Origin of the sequence: Corallococcus sp. AB049A (assembly GCF_003668885.1) — a bacterium.
Taxonomy (GTDB): Bacteria; Myxococcota; Myxococcia; order Myxococcales; family Myxococcaceae; genus Corallococcus; species Corallococcus interemptor.
This window is the reverse complement of the sequence record NZ_RAWL01001117.1, coordinates 1-444: the sequence shown is the minus strand read 5'-3', so window position 1 is coordinate 444 and position 444 is coordinate 1. Positions and strand designations below refer to the sequence as shown.

Annotated in this window: 1 pseudogene; it reads right to left on the bottom strand. The window is 59.5% G+C overall.

Annotated elements, in window-relative coordinates:
• A pseudogene (locus D7X55_RS43920) lies at positions 1-444 on the bottom strand (hypothetical protein); the annotation flags it as partial.

The window sequence follows — 444 nt, the reverse complement described above, 5'->3', positions numbered from 1 at the left end:
GTGAGGGATCGTTAAGAAGGATTTGCGATGCAGTGGTGCTGAGTCGGATGTTGACGCGTAGCTTCGTCGCGACCCGTTCGAGTGAAAGTGCGATCTGGTACATGCCTCCGCGGACGGACCAGCCGCCGAAATGGAGTTCGCAGAAGGGGATGACGTTCAACGTCGATGGCGCGAGGAAAGGGCTTGCGCCGCTGTAGGTCGCGTACTGGTAGAGAATCTCGCGGAGCCGCGGATGTTTCACATGGCGGTCCACGACACTCGCGAACTTGCGGAACATGCCGATGCGGAACGGGATGGTGGCCATCCGCAGGCCGTCGATCAGCTTGCGGTCGCTCGATTTGAGAATCTGTTCCGGCGATTGCGTGAGGAAGAACTCGCCGGCGAGATCCCAGATCGCTCGCCCTCTTTCGATGAATTTTTCGAAGCCGACGACGTCGTCCGGAC